Below are 16,455 nucleotides of genomic sequence, written 5' to 3' on the forward strand. Positions count from 1 at the left end.
GAAGATGGCATACTCGTGCCATCTTCTTTTTTTCAACAATAATAAAATAGGTAATTCAATGAATAACGCTGATGACTCCAAGTTACACCATATTGTCATTGTCGGTGGTGGTGCCGGTGGTTTAGAACTGGTCACCCAACTCGGTGATTTACTCGGTAAAAAAAAGAAAGCGCGCATTACCCTTGTAGATATGAAACTCACGCATGTATGGAAACCCCTCTTGCATGAAATTGCCGCAGGGACGATGTCGGTTAGCGAAGAAGAAATTAACTACTATGCGCATGCTGCGAAGCATCATTATGAATTTGTCTTGGCTAAGTTTGAAGATGTCAATCCTGCTGAAAAAACTATTCAGCTTAGCAAAGTCCAACAAGGTAAATATGAATCTACTCAAGAACAACTGCAACTGAGTTATGACACCCTTGTTCTTGCTTTAGGCTCAGTTTCCAACGATTTCAACACGCCAGGCGTGTATGAACATTGCCACTATTTAGACAGTCTGCAACAAGCTGAAATCTTCCAACAAGATCTCTTACAGTTGTATTTGGATGCACAAAATAGTAATACAGCACGTGAGTTGAAAATTGCCATTATTGGTGCAGGTGCAACGGGGGTTGAACTTTCAGCAGAATTGGTTGAAGCCAAAAATAATTTTTATAAATATGGTTTAAATAAAATTCATCCTCAAAGCGTACAGATCAATTTGATTGAAGGTGCTGATCGGATTCTGCCTGCACTCCCTGAAAAAATGGCCGAGCATGCTCAGCAGCAATTACAACGCATGAAAATTGAAGTCTTGACATCTAAACGTGTGGAAAAAGTCGATGCTGAACATGTTTATTTTAATGATGGCAGTAAAATTAAAGCTGAACTGAAGGTTTGGGCAGCAGGCATTAAAACACCAGAAGTAATTTCGAAGCTTGAAGGCTTTGAAAAAGACCGTATGGGGCGTTTGAGTGTATATGCAACACTACAAACTAAGGCACACCCAGATATTTTCGCGTTTGGTGATTGTGCACATTGCCAACCGCGTGCAGATGAGCCTGTCCTCGGCCCACGCGCCCAAGTTGCTAGCCAACAAGCGTCATTTCTCGTGGATTGCTTAAAGGCGCGTATCCGTGGTCAGCAACTCCCGATGTTCGTATTTTCAGACAAAGGTTCCTTAGTCTCATTAAGTAAACATAAAGCAGTAGGTGAACTTTTAGGTCAGGTTAATGTTCAAGGCTTTGTTGCCAAATCAATGTACGTTTCACTTTATCGTATGCATCAAGCCACAATTTACGGCTACGCACATGCAGGACTATTAACGGCTAAAGATTTTGTTACACGAAAAATTGCGCCTAAAATTAAATTGCATTGAAATTTACAGATTTGCCCCGATTAATGAAAAAAGCATCATAAGCATTTAAAAATTGCATTTTTTTGATAAATTTAGTCTACAAAAGTGCAATTTCACTTTATGATGTAACCCTTAAAAAATTGAATGGATCAATAACATGACTGCTATTGCAAATAACTCTGTGGTTTCTTTCCACTACACATTGACTAATGCAGAGGGTGAAACTCTCGACCAATCTCAAGGTGAGCCACTAGCATATTTGCACGGCGCTGGTAACATCATTCCAGGTCTTGAAAAAGCTCTTTTAGGCAAAACAGTTGGTGAAAAATTCACTGTAACTGTACCTGCTGCCGAAGGTTATGGCGAATACAACCCTGATCTCGTTCAAGAAGTTCCTGCTCAAATGTTCCAAGGCGTGGACAACATCCAACCAGGTATGCAATTCCAAGCTCAAACTGATGATGGCGTTCAAATCGTGACAGTTAAAGCTGTTGAAGGCGACAACGTTGTTGTTGATGCGAACTTTCCACTTGCTGGTCAAGATTTAACTTTCGAAGTTGAAATCGTTGAAATCCGTGAGGCTTCTGCTGAAGAACTTGAACACGGTCACGTACACGGTGCAGGCGGTCACCACCACTAAGATCTTCTGATCTCTAGTGCAAAAAGGCAAAGTTTTTACTTTGCCTTTTTTATTGCGCCTGATATAGGTATGCCATATAAGAACTTTTCAAACTATTAAATACAAAAAAGCAGGCCACGGCCTGCTTTTTTAAAACGGATAATTAATTCTTATGAATTAACGACGTTGGTTATAAATCTGCTGCGCTGCAGGTAGATTTTTACGCATCGCTTCAATACGTTGTGAGTTTGATGGATGCGTAGACAGGAATGATGAACCTCCCGCACCTTCAAGCTTGTTCATTTTTTCCCAAAGTGTAATCGCCGCTTGTGGGTTATAACCTGCACGTGCCATTAACATTAAACCACCTTGGTCAGCACGGCTTTCCAGAGAACGTGAATAAGGCAGACCTATACCAATTTGACTACCCAACTGCGCGGCCGCAGTACCCAATTGACCGACATTATTACCTGCCGCACTTAAACCAATATTCAATGCAAGATCAGTTAAGGCTTGCGCTCCCAATTTACTTTTTGCATGCTCTTCAAGAGCATGGACCATTTCATGTCCCATAACTGCTGCAATTTCTGCATCGGTTAAATTCAGTTTATTGACAATACCTGTATAAAATACAACTTTACCGCCTGGAGCTACAAAGGCATTGACTTGATCAGATTTCATAACCGCCAATTGCCATTGGAACGCTTGACCCGTTTGGTTCATTTGGTCTGCATAAGGACGCAGTTTTTGGAATACAGTATTAATGCGCTTATATGTACTCGAAGAGGTATCGAGCTGATTTTTAGAACGCGCATCTGTCACCATTTTGTTATAACTTTGTGTTGCTTGCGCGTTCAATGTAGCAGTATCCGCTCCTGCCATATCTGCCACTGTCGCACAGCCCGAAATCGTCATTACACCGGCCATACACAGGCTCGTTAGAATTATTTTTTTCATTAAGGAAACTCCAGACCATTAAAATATAAGTGAATTTATGGATATTATATTCTTATGGTTTGGAGCTTAAAACGAAGTTATAGCGACTTATAATAGTATTTATGTAATTTTTTTAAGCTGAAAATTGAAGAACCAACCAATAGATTAAACAAACCACATTCAAGCCCAAATACACATGCATTAATGGCTTAATTTTTTCTTCTAACTGCACATTTTTTCGCTTAAAAAATAGGACAGCATTTTGTATCAAAACTATGGGCACAAGAATACAGGCAATAATCACCGACAACCCAATCAGGGCTTGATAAATTAATTGTGGATCTTGAGTTTGGGCACGAATGATCATCATAGCAATAGTGGGTGCTCCCCCCATCGCAAATAATAAAGAATAAAAAATGGTGGTCGAAATATTCTTCTGCATCCTGCACTTCTCTTCCTAATTTAAATTGCATTTTAGCAACTCACCACAAAGTGTATAGCGTACTAAAATGCAACTTTAGTCTTGAAAACGCAGATATTAACGACGTACACTCGATGGTGTCGCATTTTTATAATATTGCTGCGCTTCCGGCATCATTTTTTGCATAGCAGCAATACGGTCATTATTGCTTGGGTGTGTAGACATAAATTTGCTCAGTGCGTCGTTGCCACTGTTATCATTCGCATTCATTTTTTTCCACAATGAAATCGCCGCTTCTGGATTGTATCCAGCCTTTGCCATCATCACTAGGCCACCTTTATCCGCGCGACTTTCCAAATTACGTGAATACGGCAAGCCCACACCAAATTGACTCCCCAAGTCAAGCAAGGTTGCACCATAGCCACCTGCTGCATTACCTACGTATTGTGAACCTATACTCACTGCAAGATTGGTCAGTGCTGAAGCGCCAATTTTATTTTTTGCATGTTCTTCTAAAGCATGAACCATTTCGTGACCCATGATTGCTGCGACTTCATCATCCGTGAGTTTGAGGGTTTCGACGATTCCTGTATAGAAAACAACTTTCCCGCCGGGTGCAACATAGGCATTGATTTCTTTAGACTTGATTACGGCAACTTTCCAATCAAAAGCCTGACCCGTTTGATTCATCTGATCTGCAAATGGTTTCATTTTCCAGAAAACACGGTTTACTTTTTGATAAGTCGCAGACTTGGTATCGAGCACTTGTTTGGTCTGTGCGTCTTTCAGCATTGCGTTATAAGACTGTGTTGCCTGTAAGTTCAAAGATGCAGAATCAGCACCTGCAAGATCAGCAATCGTGGTACAACCTGATAAAGAAGCTGCTACGGCAAAGCATGCCAAAGATTTTTTATAATTCATCATGATCTCTAGTTATTTATAAAGAGTGTCAAATATATACAAAAAATTGACTGACTCAATATTTTTATGCTTATTTTTTTCAAAATCTTTATTTTTCCATTATTTAAATTTAATATCTGATGTTACCCCGTAAAAATAATTTCACATTTTTTAAATACTTTTAAGTATATTCGACGGAGTCTCACATCTAGGGCTTAAATAAAGGGATTAACCTTCGGCTGGAGGTATTTTTGTTTTGGCAAAAGTACCCAAAACCATTGTCATCCACAAAACTCGTTCACTAGTGTCAAATTATTCACAGTATTGCAATAACATTTTTAATTAAAAGTTGTCCTGTCTCAAACACTTGCGGATGACCTTACCGCGTATCATTCTTTTATTTGAATCAAATGGTACTTCGGATGTTACTGCGTTTATCAGTTAATAATACCTGTCGGTTTTTGAATTTTTATTCTTCGCCCTATAAAAAAAGCCCCGCTTTCGCGAGGCTTTTGACATCTTAATTCAACAGCACATTATGCGTCGAATGGATGACGTAATACGATTGTTTCATCACGGTCTGGACCAGTTGAAATGATGTCGATTGGACATTCAATCAATTGCTCTAAACGTTTCACATAGTTAATTGCATTTTGTGGCAATTGATCTAGTGATTTCGCACCGAAAGTAGACTCAGACCAACCTGGCATAGTTTCGTAGATCGGTTTTAAAGTTTCAAATGCAAGCGCATCAGAAGAACCTACACAACCAGAATCAGCTGCTTCGTAACCTACACAGATTTTCACTTCTTCTAAACCATCTAGAACGTCTAGTTTAGTTAAGCAAATACCAGAAAGTGAGTTTACTTCTACTGAGCGACGTAGAATTTCAGCATCGAACCAGCCACAACGACGTTGACGGCCAGTAGACGCACCAAACTCAGAACCGACAGTACCCAAGTGTTTACCGATTGCATCACCAACGTCGTTAGCAGCATCATAAACAAGTTCAGTTGGGAACGGACCAGCACCTACACGAGTTGTGTACGCTTTAGTAATACCCAATACATAGTCAAGGTGTAATGGACCAAGACCTGAACCTGAGCTTACGCCACCAGCAGTTGTATTTGAAGATGTAACATACGGGTATGTACCGTGATCAACGTCAAGAAGTGAACCTTGCGCGCCTTCAAACATGATTTTCTTACCTGCTTTACGGTAAGCATGAAGTTCGCCAGTCACGTCCATCACCATAGGTTCGATGACTTTACGCCATTCGTCACATAGAGCGATTACATCTTCAACTTTAACGGCTTCAACACCGAAGAATTGAGTCAATTGGAAGTTATGGTATTCAAGAAGCTCTTCTAGTTGAGCTTTAATATGAGCACCACCACGAACCAAGTCAGCAACACGGATTGCACGACGAGCCACTTTGTCTTCGTATGCAGGACCGATACCACGACCTGTTGTACCAATTTTCGCATTGCCACGTTTTTTCTCACGTGCTTGGTCAAGTGCGATATGGTGTGGAAGGATCAATGGACAGTTTGGAGAAATACGTAGACGTTCACGTACAGGCACGCCTTCTTTTTCTAAAACTTCCATTTCGTGGATTAAAGCTTCAGGTGATAAAACAACACCATTACCAATTAAGCACAATACGTTGTCACGTAAAATACCAGATGGAATGAGGTGTAATACAGTTTTCTTACCACCAACCACAAGTGTATGACCTGCGTTGTGTCCACCTTGATAGCGAACTACCGCAGCCGCTTGATCTGTGAGCAGGTCGACGATCTTACCTTTACCTTCGTCGCCCCATTGGGTACCAAGTACCACAACATTCTTGCCCATAATAGCCTCATTGCATCATGCTGTTAAAATTGGAAAAAACGTGTGTGCCCGCAGGCACATCCGAGATTAAATTTGTTTGATTGTCCACTCGCCATTTGCATTCACCAACTGGTGCGTTGCATACGGTGCTGAGCTTAAATCATCATTACCTAACAATTGAACAACACTGAATCCTTCGGTACGTGCTGCCTCAATTGCCTTTAATAAATCTGCTTCGATGCCTTTTGGTGCAACCAAAACTTGGCTTTTCTGAACTTGACCTGCAGTTAATGCATATAAGTCACAAGAGAAACCTGTCGCTGGACGCGCGCGACCGAAGTGTTCACCAATACCATCATAGCGACCGCCTTGAGCCAATGGCGCAGCGCGGTTTGGCGCATATACGGCATACATTAAACCAGTGTGATAGTGATATGAACGAAGTTCAACCACATCGATACCAATATGTAGTTCTGGCCAACGCACCTGAATTGCGGCTTGTGTCGATTTCACTGCATCAAATGCAAGTTTAAATGCTTCGTTATTTAAAACTTCAGCACTTAAATTTGCTTGTAACGCATCTAAATCACTTGCAAAACGACCTAATGTATAGAAGTCAGCACCATTTGGAAGGCTTTGTGTGAATTCAGCAAGTTCAGGTAGTGCTTTACGTTGATACAAGTCAGATAACTGACGTTCAACTGCTTTGCTCAAGCCAGCTTGTTTCACCATGCTGCGGAATAAACCGACATGCCCTAAATCAAGATGGATACCATCTGCATGACCTGCTTTAGCAAGCAAGTTGATCATGACATCAATCAGTTCAACGTCAGCATCAATGCTGTCTGAACCAAATAATTCTGCACCTAACTGTAAAGGTGCACGTGTGGTATTAAAACCCTGTGGCTTAGTATGTAGTACTGTACCAGCGTAGCAATAACGAGCTACACCTTCGACAGGATGTACATGCGCATCAATACGAGCCACTTGTGGTGTCATATCGGCACGCACACCAAGCAAACGACCTGAAAGTTGATCGATCACTTTAAAAGTGGCTAAGTCTAAATCTTGATTCGATTCTGAAAGAGAAGATAGAGATTCGATGTATTCAATGAATGGCGTGTACACCAACTGATAACCTCGAGATGCGAGGAAATCTAATGCTTCACGACGCAAAGATTCAATCACTTGCGCCTGTTCTGGCAGTACATCAGCTACACCATCAGGTAATAACCATGTCTCTGAAATGGGCATGTTGTAAACCTAAATTCTTGTCAGCGCGGAACAAATCCGCATAAAAAAATCGGGAGCACACCCGATTTCTCCTAGTTTAGCACGATAGTTTTACGCTTGCACACGACTTTTTCATAAAAGATGATTCAGCATTCATTACTTCATTTACAGCTTTAACTTTTACAACTAAATACATGTTTATGCTTAGATTTTAAAATCCTGTGAACGTTATTTTTTTAACCATTTGATAAAAAATAATCAGCACCCTGCTTTCTATAGATGAAGTTTTAAACAAAGTTATAAATATGATCAGGCTCAATAACTTAATTTAAGACACGAACATCAATCCAATGGAAGCGCTGTAGTTTGTTTAACGGCCTGTAACGGTATCTCTGTTTTTACATTTTGCACACTGGCAATCTGCGTTAAATGATGAATCTGAAACTTTCGATAGGCTTCTAAATCTGCCACGACGATACGTAAGAAAAAGTCACAATCCCTGCCATGAGTTGACATTCAACCACCTCAGGCATCGTTTGAATCGCTGCGACAAAATCATTCACGGTTTTTGCATCTTGACCTTTTAGCCAAATCCGCGCAAATACCGTTAAACTTAAATTCAATTTTGACTGATTCAGTAAAGCCACATATTTCTCAATATAGCCTTCATCTTCTAGTTGCCTAACCCGTCTCAAACACGGCGAAGGTGATAAACCAACTAGTTGGGCCAATTCATTATTTTGTAGTTTTCCATTTTGCTGTAATGCTTGCAAAATGCGTTTATCTATCTGATCCATCAATAAAGGCACTAAATTTCACAATAATCTTTATTTTAGCAATTTCATTGCACAATAAAAGCAACCTTTCCTAAAATAGCTGCCAAATGCTGCTCAGATATTCATAAAATATTGCTTTCGATCTCGCTTCATGGAAAACGTCATGTTGATGTTTAGACAAAGTACACTCAATCACACCCATTCACAGCATTCTATGGAGTTTAAACGAGGTCTAAAAACATCTATTCCAATGCTGCTGGGTATTATTCCTTTTGCATTAGTTTTGGGTGCTCAGGCAACACATAAAGGATTTTCTAGTTTAGAAGTTCCGCTTTTGACTGGCCTTAACTTTGCCGGTGGATCTGAATTTGCCATTTTGGAAGTTTGGACCAATCCCCCTAATATTCTCATGCTGATGTTTATTACGTTTTTAGTGAATAGTCGGCACCTATTAATGGGGGCGAGCCTTGTCCCGTATTTACGACATCTACCGAATCGTAAGGTTTATACCGCTTTATTTTTTATGTGCGATGAAAGTTGGGCTGTGGGTTTGGCTGATGCGCAAAAAAAATCTAATGTTTTGGGAATTCAGCGCGCCTTTAGTTTGATGTTCTATGCAGGCTTATGCTGTGCTCTATATTTGATGTGGGTTGGCTTTACCACGCTAGGGGCAATGATCGGGCCGATACTTGGCGATATTAGTCGACTTGGTTTTGATATGGCCTTCCCTGCTGTATTTCTTGTTTTACTGCGTGGCATGTGGAAAGGCTTTAAAGCGGCGCGTCCATGGCTGGTCAGTTTGATTGCCGCATCTTTGGCTTACTTGTATCTCCCTACGGGCTGGTATGTTCCGATTGGCGCAGTTACTGGCATTGCTTCTGCATTTTTCCTAATTGGAGATGATGCATGATCCTTACTAGCACCCTGATCGCGATTCTATTTATAGCCTTAACCACTTACCTGACCCGCATCTTGGGTTATGTGTTACTGAAAAACCGTAGCCTCACCAACAAACAACGTCAAATTATGGAAGTTGTCCCCGGCTGTGTGTTGATATCAGTGATTGCGCCCTATTTTGTCAAAGATAATCCTGCCGATCTGATTGCGATAGCCATTACCCTATTTGCAGCATCACGTTTTTCGTTATTGCCTACCGTTGTGATTAGCATGCTTTCAGCAGCAGTATTAAGACAAATTTTGATTTAACTAAGTAATACGCGATCATGTTTTGAATAACGAAAGAACTACGATTTAAACCCAATGATGATGAATATTAGGAATCATCTTATTGGATAAAAAATACCCATACCTTGAGATCACATGCTTCATGCAGATATCGAGGTGTGGGCAGTCTTTTGTATTTTTTTGATTAGCTTTAGTCTGTCTTGACCACTTTTGCCAAAAGGTTCACCAACTCTGCATTTTGCAATTCAACTTGCTGTAATTTGTGAGTGGTTTGATCTAATACTTCTTGCTGGATATGCATTTTCTTTGCAAGGTCTTGCATAATTTCCAAGGTCTTTTTCAAGTTCGCTTCTAGATGCACCACTTTTTCCTCGAGTGGCAAGGTTTCATGCGCGGTAGATTGCGATACGTCACGATTAAACTGTAGCCAAATTAAAAAAATAACCGCCAGCGCCAATAATAAAATAAATCCCCAAAGTAACATCAACATCATGCTCAATACTCTTTATATATTTCTTTGACTTTCATCTTAAACAATAAATCGGCTGTGCTTGAATATTTTTTAAAGTTTTTCAATATTTTCAAGCCATATGTAGGTCATTAAGCATGATTTTTCATCTAATTTTAGAAAATAAAAAACACCTACAAGCTAGTAGATGTTTTTTATATTGGATAAGTTTGAATTTTTATAGAGAATGAAAACTTTCACATAAATCGAGCAAGCGGTTCGCATAACCCCATTCATTGTCATACCATGCGAAAACTTTTGCTTGTTTTCCTACCACCATGGTTTGATTCAAATCGACAATCAATGAATAAGGTGAATGATTAAAATCACTTGATACCAAAGGTTCATCGGTTACTGACATAATTTCATGATAATCAAAACGTGCAGCTTTGCTTAACACTGCATTTAACTCATGCTTGGTGATAAGCGATTGGGACACAAAACTTAAATCGATTGCAGCGACATTGATCGTCGGTACACGAATCGAATAGCCATCGATTCGATCTTCCATTTTCGGCATGACCCGTTTCAATGCCCCTAGAGCTGAAGACGTCGTTGGAATAATATTTTGACCCGAAGCTCGCGCACGACGTAAGTCACGATGTGCATGATCCAATACAGACTGATCCGCAGTCACAGCATGAATTTCTGTCATCAGTGCTGTGTTTATACCAAAGGCATCATCAATAATTTTGACTAAAGGCACCAAAGCCTGCGTGGTACACGACACACTCGAAATAATTTGATCCGTCGCTTTGACTTCATGATGATTAACACCATACACAATCGCAGCATCAACACTGTCAAACGGCGCCGCACCAATAATCACACGTTTGGCACCTGCACCAATATGTTGTGTGGCTGCCTCTCGCGATCTAAATAAACCTGTGCATTCGAGTACCACATCGACATTCAGTTGCTGCCAAGGCAAAAGATTCGGCTGTGCTTCATTTAAAACTTGCACTTTGAGATGCGCTTGAGCACAAGAGATATCTAGAAAAATAGCGCCATCTTGCTCAAGAATTTCGACTTGGCCTGCAAAACGACCATGCGTGGTGTCATATTTAAACAAATGCACCATGGTTTCCACATCAGCGACATCATTTATGGCAACAATTTCATAATGAAATTCTTTTGGATTTTCAAACCAAGCGCGTAATACATTGCGTCCGATTCGACCAAATCCATTAATTGCCACTCGCTGCATGACCAATCCTTCGTTTTGAAACAAAAATAAAGCATCTATATGTTAATGGATTTCAACATGAAAACGTTATCATTTATTCGTTTAATGCTTATTGGGCTTTATTTTTATAAAACTTTAGCACCTGTATAGATCTAAATATTAGCTTCACTAGAAATGTACAGCACTAAGATCAAGTCCAAACACTATGATTAAATTGGGTATAAACATGCAATTATCCAAATGAACTGAAAAATATAAAAGCAAAGCACCTTCACGTAGACTATTTTATCAACATATTGAATTTGAACTTTTAAAGCTTTTCAAGACATATAAATAACTGATGTTATGCACGAAAAAGTAATTAAGCATTTTAAAAATACTTTTTAACTTTATTCGACGGAGTCTTACATTTTGAATTGACAAAGGGATTAGCATTCGGCTGGAGGTACTATAACGAAACATTGTTTCTCATTCGGCAAAATGAGAAGCGTGCTTCGCAAGGAAAACAACTTACCGTGCAATGCACCTCACCGGCAAAACTCTTTCACTAGCGTCAAATTATTGAAAATATCGCAAAAACATTTTTGATTAAAAGTAGCCCTATCTCAAACACTTGCGAATGACGTTACCGCGTATCGTTCTTTTATTTGAATCAAATTGCGCTTCTGATGTTACTGCGCAACATCAGTAAATAAAACGCAGCAACAGTGCGCTCACAAGATTAATCAATGAATACTTTCAGCGTTCCAAAGGTTTAAAAATCTAAAAATATAGGTGCTAAATTTAAAACATATAAAAAGTCATAGAGATAGCCGAAAATCATTGGTCACTACACCTTTTTCCGTTATAATTTAGCGTTTTTAAATTTTATGTCAGCATCTCAAGCCAGCTTTAAAATTTTGTAAGACTTGCTTGATAGGCTATTACCAAATCGAAATTAGGAGAGACTTGGTTGTGAGTACTCGTTTTATGACATCAGCTGAAATTCGCGAAGCTTTTTTAAGCTACTTTGAATCGCAAGGGCATACACGTGTCGCGTCGAGTTCTCTGGTACCTGCCAACGACCCAACACTATTGTTCACAAATGCTGGTATGAACCAGTTTAAAGACTGCTTCCTTGGTCTTGAAAAACGTGATTACGTTCGTGCAACTTCTTCACAAAAATGTGTCCGTGCCGGCGGTAAACACAACGACTTAGACAACGTTGGTTATACAGCACGTCACCACACATTCTTTGAAATGTTGGGTAACTTCTCATTTGGTGACTACTTCAAACGTGATGCCATCACATTTGCTTGGGATTTCTTAACCAACGAAAAATGGTTAGGTCTGCCAAAAGATAAACTATATGCCACTGTTTACCATACAGATGACGAAGCATTTGATATCTGGAACAAAGAAATTGGTCTAGACGCTTCACGCATTATCCGTATTGGTGACAACAAAGGCGAAAAATACGCTTCAGATAACTTCTGGGCAATGGGCGATACAGGTCCTTGCGGTCCATGTTCTGAAATCTTCTTTGACCATGGTGACCACATTTGGGGCGGCTTACCGGGCACTCCTGAAGAAGATGGCGATCGTTTCATCGAAATTTGGAACAACGTATTCATGCAGTTCAACCGTACTGCTGATGGTGTTCTGCATGCCCTTCCTGCACCTTCTGTAGATACAGGTATGGGCCTTGAGCGTATTTCTGCAGTTTTACAGCATGTAAACTCAAACTACGAAATTGACCTATTCCAAAACCTACTTAAAGCTGCTGCTGAAATCATTGGTTTAGATACCACTGAACTTGAAGCAAAAGCGCAAGCAGAAAACAAACCAGTTGAATACCCTGCTTCACTTAAAGTTGTGGCTGACCATGCACGTTCTTGCTGCTTCTTGATTGCAGACGGTGTTAACCCGTCTAACGAAGGCCGTGGCTATGTACTTCGCCGTATTATCCGTCGTGCAGTACGTCATGGTAACAAATTGGGTGCGACTGGTTCATTCTTCTACAAAATGTTGCAGCCGTTAATCGAAGTGATGGGTGCTGCTTATCCTGAACTTGCTGCTAACCAGGCACGTATCGAAGCACAGCTTTTGAAAGAAGAAGAACAATTCGCAAAAACTTTAGAGCAAGGTTTGAAATTGCTTGAAGGCGAATTGGCTCAACTTAAAGGTTCAGTGATTCCAGGCGAAACTGTATTTAAACTTTACGATACTTACGGCTTCCCGACTGACTTAACAGCAGACATTGCACGTGAACGTGATCTCACCATTGACGAAGCTGGTTTCGAAGTCGAAATGGCGGCTCAACGTCAACGTGCGCGTGATGCTGGTAAATTTGCTGTCGACTACAACTCAATTGTCAAAGTTGAAGGCGAGACTCAATTTGACGGCTATGACGCAACTCAAGGCCAAGGTCAAATTGTTGCAATCTACAAAGATGGCGAACAAGTTGATGAAATTTTTGAAGGTGACGAAGCACTAATCGTTCTAAACCAAACTCCTTTCTATGCAGAAAGTGGCGGTCAAGTTGGCGATACAGGTATCTTCAAAAACGAAACTGGTATTTTTGAAGTTCAAGACACCAAAAAATCAGGCGGCGCTTTTGTACACCAAGGCATCGTGACCATGGGTAACTTAAAAGCAGCTCAAGCAGTTGAGGCGATTGTTAAAGCGGATATCCGTGAAGCAACTTCACGCAACCACTCTGCAACTCACCTATTACATGCAGCACTTCGCCAAGTTTTAGGTACGCACGTACAGCAAAAAGGTTCATTGGTTGCAAGCGAACTTTTACGTTTTGACTTTGCCAATGACCAACCTGTTTCATTTGAACAGCTTCAAGAAATTGAACGCATTGTCAATGCCGAAGTGATTGCCAATACTGCTGTTTCAACTGAACTTTTAGACATCGAGGCGGCCAAAGAAAAAGGCGCAATGATGTTGTTCGGTGAGAAATACGGTGACGAAGTACGTGTACTTTCAATGGGTACAACCAAAGATGAGAAAAACTTCTCTATCGAACTTTGTGGCGGTATTCATGTAAAACGCACCGGTGATATTGGTCTATTCAAAATCACTTCTGAAGGCGGTGTTGCTGCAGGCGTACGTCGTATTGAAGCCGTTACGGGTACTAAAGCTGTTGAAGCTGCGCAAAAAGCAGATCGTGACATTCATGCAATTAACGACTTGCTGAAAGCGCAAAAAGATCAAACTTTAGAAAAAGTTGAAGCTTTGTCTCACACAGCATCTAGCTTGCAAAAACAAATTGAACAATTGAACCAAAAATTGGCAAGCTTCCAAGCCGCTGAGTTATTGAGTCAAGTTCAAGAGATTGGTAGCCGTAAAACATTAATCACCACGGTTCAAGGTGTAGATGCGAAATCACTTCGCAACTTGCACGACGGTGTGAAATCTAAGTTAGACAATGCTGTGATCGTGATCGCAGCGGTTGATGCCGACAAAGTGAGCCTCATTGCTTCGGTTGCTAAAGAATACACTGCTGCTGTAAAAGCAGGTGACATCATCAAACACCTTGGTCAAGAACTTGGCGGTAAAGGTGGTGGTAAACCTGATATGGCTCAAGGTGGTGCGCCTTATAGCGACAAACTTGAAGCGGTAATGACTGACCTCGTTGCATGGTTAGCTGCAAAATAAGACCAAAAGTCCTATAGCTCAAAGTGACTCACCTCCTTTGAGCAAATCAACAGGTTTAAGCAGTGTGTTTTTTAATGCTGTATCCTACTTAAACACTGTTGATGCGTGAAAGCGCAAACTCAATCATCATGTTGAAACCAATATTCAACCTCTGGCTAAATGATGAAAATGGAGTCTAAAAGGCTGGGTTCATGTGAATCCCCTGCAGACACAAAGTATCTATTTGAACTCCTCCTACCTTGGAGTTCATGAGCTACGTGGTATATTAATATCGCGCTCAAGTGCGGTCTTAAAATATGTGTAAGTGCTTTAAGTCTTTAGACTTATTTACTTGGTAAGGATAGTTATGGCATTAATCGTTCAAAAATATGGCGGTACCTCAATGGGTACTCCAGAGCGCATTTTAAATGTTGCTCGTCGTGTAAAGCGTTGGCATGATCACGGTCACAAAGTTGTGGTTGTTGTATCTGCAATGAGTGGCGAAACCAATCGTCTACTTGCTTTAGCGAAAGCCATTACCGAAACCCCTGATCCACGCGAATTAGACCAAATGGTGTCTACGGGTGAACAGGTAACGATTTCTATGTTAGCAATGGCACTTAACTCTATTGGTGTTGAAGCTAAATCACTTACAGGCCGTCAAGTCGGTATTAAAACCGACAGCGCATTTACCAAGGCGCGTATTGAAGCGATTGATACGGATGTATTGACTTCAAACCTTGACGCTGGACGTGTCATTGTAGTGGCAGGTTTCCAAGGCTTTGATGCCGAAGGTAACACTACGACTCTAGGTCGTGGTGGTTCTGACACTTCGGGTGTTGCATTGGCCGCCGCACTTAAAGCTGATGAATGTCAGATTTACACAGACGTTGATGGTGTTTACACCACTGACCCTCGTGTTGCTCCAAAAGCGAAAAAAGTTGATCGTATTTCTTTTGAAGAAATGCTTGAAATGGCATCACTTGGCTCTAAAGTCCTTCAAATTCGTTCTGTAGAATTTGCCGGTAAATACCAAGTGCCTTTACGCGTATTATCAAGTTTTGATAATGACGATGATGGCGCATTCGACGAAAACTTTAAACAAAACGTCGGGACACTAATCACCACTGAAGCGGAAGACAACATGGAACAACCAATCATCTCAGGTATCGCGTTCAACCGTGATGAAGCTAAATTAACTATTCTTGGTGTACCGGATAAACCAGGTATCGCTTCAAACATCCTTTCACCAATTGGTGATGCCAATGTTGAAGTGGATATGATTATCCAAAACGTTGAAGAAGACGGCACAACTGATTTCACATTTACAGTTAACCGTAGTGAATTATCAAAAGCGAAAGCCATTCTTGAAGCGACTGCTCAAGAAATTGGTGCACGTGAAGTTGCAACTCGCGCAGACATCGTAAAAGTATCGATTGTTGGTGTTGGTATGCGCTCACACGCAGGTGTTGCAAGCAAAATGTTTACTGCTCTTGCAAAAGAAGGCATTAATATTTTGATGATTTCGACTTCTGAAATCAAAATTTCAGTGATTATTGATGAGAAATACTTAGAGCTTGCTGTACGTGCTCTACACACTGCATTCGGTCTAGACCGTGAAACAGGTGAATCAAGCGCACGTGCTTAATTAACCTTGCTGTGTGTCAAAATTTGTCATTGTTAGACAGATTTTGAAAAACATCGTAAAAATTCAGAGCCACTATAGTTTTTTTTATAGTGGCTCTGTTATATTAAACCTGAGGATTTTAAAATTTACTCAGTTTGCGACTGTCACAATGATTGTTTCAGATGCACTGCTAAATTTTTTGCTTTTACAAGTTATGAATTTTACATAACAGATCATTTGCAGGTTTTGCATTTTGCAAGGAG

The 16,455-nt window shown here is 40.5% G+C and carries 13 protein-coding genes and 1 pseudogene; 6 read left to right on the forward strand and 8 right to left on the reverse strand.

Annotated features, from left to right (window positions below):
- The first annotated feature begins 58 nt into the window (after positions 1–58).
- Both FTU80_RS14150 and FTU80_RS14155 read left to right on the forward strand, forming a co-directional pair.
- Positions 59–1,360, forward strand: a complete 1,302-nt coding sequence (locus tag FTU80_RS14150; protein WP_180085734.1) for an NAD(P)/FAD-dependent oxidoreductase — start codon at positions 59–61, stop codon at positions 1,358–1,360.
- A 136-nt stretch (positions 1,361–1,496) separates the two neighbouring features.
- Positions 1,497–1,979, forward strand: coding sequence for a peptidylprolyl isomerase (locus FTU80_RS14155; protein WP_078194383.1), 483 nt, complete (start codon positions 1,497–1,499; stop codon positions 1,977–1,979).
- Positions 1,980–2,135: 156 nt separating this feature from the next.
- Here the strand turns inward: FTU80_RS14155 and FTU80_RS14160 are convergent, their stop codons facing one another.
- The 6 genes and pseudogenes from FTU80_RS14160 to FTU80_RS14185 all read right to left on the reverse strand — a co-directional run bounded on the left by FTU80_RS14160 (position 2,136) and on the right by FTU80_RS14185 (position 8,080).
- Positions 2,136–2,915 carry a M48 family metallopeptidase gene (locus FTU80_RS14160; protein WP_078194384.1) on the reverse strand — a complete coding sequence of 260 codons (780 nt, stop codon included), beginning with the start codon at positions 2,913–2,915 and terminating at the stop codon, positions 2,136–2,138.
- 112 nt (positions 2,916–3,027) lie between these two features.
- Complete coding sequence (locus FTU80_RS14165) at positions 3,028–3,336, reverse strand: hypothetical protein (protein ID WP_078194385.1); 309 nt, start codon at positions 3,334–3,336, stop codon at positions 3,028–3,030.
- 96 nt (positions 3,337–3,432) lie between these two features.
- The gene (locus FTU80_RS14170; RefSeq protein ID WP_078194387.1) at positions 3,433–4,236 is read right to left on the reverse strand and encodes a M48 family metallopeptidase; all 804 of its coding nucleotides are present in this window, start codon (positions 4,234–4,236) and stop codon (positions 3,433–3,435) included.
- Between the two features lie 515 nt (positions 4,237–4,751).
- Positions 4,752–6,071 carry an adenylosuccinate synthase gene (locus FTU80_RS14175; RefSeq protein WP_180085736.1) on the reverse strand — a complete coding sequence of 440 codons (1,320 nt, stop codon included), beginning with the start codon at positions 6,069–6,071 and terminating at the stop codon, positions 4,752–4,754.
- A gap of 66 nt (positions 6,072–6,137) precedes the next feature.
- A complete protein-coding gene (locus FTU80_RS14180; protein WP_180085738.1) occupies positions 6,138–7,304 on the reverse strand; it encodes an ATP phosphoribosyltransferase regulatory subunit in 1,167 nt (388 codons plus the stop codon).
- 321 nt (positions 7,305–7,625) lie between these two features.
- Positions 7,626–8,080 (reverse strand): annotated as a pseudogene (locus FTU80_RS14185) (Lrp/AsnC family transcriptional regulator).
- 142 nt (positions 8,081–8,222) lie between these two features.
- Between FTU80_RS14185 and FTU80_RS14190 the strand changes: the two are divergent.
- Both FTU80_RS14190 and FTU80_RS14195 read left to right on the forward strand, forming a co-directional pair.
- Positions 8,223–8,969: an AzlC family ABC transporter permease gene (locus FTU80_RS14190; protein WP_180085740.1), complete on the forward strand. Its 747-nt coding sequence runs from the start codon at positions 8,223–8,225 to the stop codon at positions 8,967–8,969.
- Positions 8,966–9,265: an AzlD family protein gene (locus FTU80_RS14195; RefSeq protein WP_180085742.1), complete on the forward strand. Its 300-nt coding sequence runs from the start codon at positions 8,966–8,968 to the stop codon at positions 9,263–9,265. Before FTU80_RS14190 ends, FTU80_RS14195 begins: the two co-directional genes overlap by 4 nt.
- A 169-nt stretch (positions 9,266–9,434) precedes the next feature.
- On the opposite strand, the gene FTU80_RS14200 is transcribed toward FTU80_RS14195, so the two are convergent.
- On the reverse strand, positions 9,435–9,731 hold the full coding sequence (locus FTU80_RS14200) for a hypothetical protein (RefSeq protein ID WP_180085775.1): 297 nt from the start codon (positions 9,729–9,731) through the stop codon (positions 9,435–9,437).
- Between the two features lie 199 nt (positions 9,732–9,930).
- Positions 9,931–10,959 carry a type I glyceraldehyde-3-phosphate dehydrogenase gene (locus tag FTU80_RS14205; RefSeq protein WP_180085743.1) on the reverse strand — a complete coding sequence of 343 codons (1,029 nt, stop codon included), beginning with the start codon at positions 10,957–10,959 and terminating at the stop codon, positions 9,931–9,933.
- Positions 10,960–11,892: 933 nt separating this feature from the next.
- Between FTU80_RS14205 and alaS the strand changes: the two genes are divergently transcribed.
- On the forward strand, positions 11,893–14,586 hold the full coding sequence (gene alaS, locus FTU80_RS14210; protein ID WP_180085744.1) for an alanine--tRNA ligase: 2,694 nt from the start codon (positions 11,893–11,895) through the stop codon (positions 14,584–14,586).
- A 346-nt stretch (positions 14,587–14,932) separates the two neighbouring features.
- Positions 14,933–16,213: an aspartate kinase gene (locus tag FTU80_RS14215; RefSeq protein WP_078194395.1), complete on the forward strand. Its 1,281-nt coding sequence runs from the start codon at positions 14,933–14,935 to the stop codon at positions 16,211–16,213.
- Positions 16,214–16,455 lie beyond the last annotated feature (242 nt).

This window comes from Acinetobacter sp. YH12145 (assembly GCF_013418335.1).
GTDB lineage: Bacteria > Pseudomonadota > Gammaproteobacteria > Pseudomonadales > Moraxellaceae > Acinetobacter > Acinetobacter amyesii.

What these genes read in the sequence shown, in the direction of transcription:
- FTU80_RS14195 (WP_180085742.1), top strand. Translation starts at nt 8,966, where the DNA reads ATGATCCTTACTAGCACCCTGATCGCGATTCTATTTATAGCCTTAACC.
- FTU80_RS14170 (WP_078194387.1), bottom strand. Translation starts at nt 4,236, where the DNA reads ATGAATTATAAAAAATCTTTGGCATGCTTTGCCGTAGCAGCTTCTTTA.
- FTU80_RS14215 (WP_078194395.1), top strand. Translation starts at nt 14,933, where the DNA reads ATGGCATTAATCGTTCAAAAATATGGCGGTACCTCAATGGGTACTCCA.
- FTU80_RS14155 (WP_078194383.1), top strand. Translation starts at nt 1,497, where the DNA reads ATGACTGCTATTGCAAATAACTCTGTGGTTTCTTTCCACTACACATTG.
- FTU80_RS14205 (WP_180085743.1), bottom strand. Translation starts at nt 10,959, where the DNA reads ATGCAGCGAGTGGCAATTAATGGATTTGGTCGAATCGGACGCAATGTA.
- FTU80_RS14165 (WP_078194385.1), bottom strand. Translation starts at nt 3,336, where the DNA reads ATGCAGAAGAATATTTCGACCACCATTTTTTATTCTTTATTATTTGCG.
- FTU80_RS14160 (WP_078194384.1), bottom strand. Translation starts at nt 2,915, where the DNA reads ATGAAAAAAATAATTCTAACGAGCCTGTGTATGGCCGGTGTAATGACG.
- FTU80_RS14150 (WP_180085734.1), top strand. Translation starts at nt 59, where the DNA reads ATGAATAACGCTGATGACTCCAAGTTACACCATATTGTCATTGTCGGT.
- FTU80_RS14180 (WP_180085738.1), bottom strand. Translation starts at nt 7,304, where the DNA reads ATGCCCATTTCAGAGACATGGTTATTACCTGATGGTGTAGCTGATGTA.
- FTU80_RS14175 (WP_180085736.1), bottom strand. Translation starts at nt 6,071, where the DNA reads ATGGGCAAGAATGTTGTGGTACTTGGTACCCAATGGGGCGACGAAGGT.
- FTU80_RS14190 (WP_180085740.1), top strand. Translation starts at nt 8,223, where the DNA reads ATGTTGATGTTTAGACAAAGTACACTCAATCACACCCATTCACAGCAT.